We start from the raw sequence: 542 nt of genomic DNA, 5'->3' as shown, positions 1-542 counted from the left end.
ATAGAAAAAGAGAAAGCGCAAAAAGGTAAAGTGCGATTATTTAACAACGTTGATCCTGCAGTTAATGCAATTCTTAAAATAATGTTTGGGGATTGGTTCTCTAGAGCCATGGCTAAATCTAGTGAAGGTTATTATGCCATAGGTCAAAACCCTTATACAACTTCAACAGAGATATGGCATAGGTTTAGCACTAAACAAGGGAAAATTCTTAACACCGATTTTAAAGCGTTTGATAAACTCTTAATCACCGAACTTATCGAAGCATTTTGTTACATAGGTGGTGAGTTAACAAGGAACGAAAAACACCCGCAGTTGGACCTTATGTATGAGGCTATTTCTCTCACTCTTATACATGCTGTTCATATTTTGAATGGTAGTGTGTATGTTGTTAATAATGGTAACGAAAGTGGAACTTTCGTAACAACCTTATTGAATTGCGTTAGTGTGCATATAATTTTCAATTACTCATTTATAGTTTGTTGGAATAAAGTACCTAGCTATGTGCACATCAAGCCATTATTAAAGGACATTATGAGTAGGAG

Annotated in this window: 1 protein-coding gene; it reads left to right on the top strand. The window is 34.9% G+C overall.

The annotated features are described in order from the left end of the window. Positions 1–542, top strand: a 542-nt coding sequence (locus PHA81_RS20895) for a hypothetical protein (protein ID WP_273838814.1), incomplete at both ends; no start/stop codon positions are given.

It is taken from the genome of Halococcus sp. PRR34, assembly GCF_028617175.1.
GTDB lineage: Archaea > Halobacteriota > Halobacteria > Halobacteriales > Halococcaceae > Halococcus > Halococcus salifodinae.
Note: the sequence above shows the minus strand (reverse complement) of the source record. Positions and strands in the feature narration are given on the sequence as shown.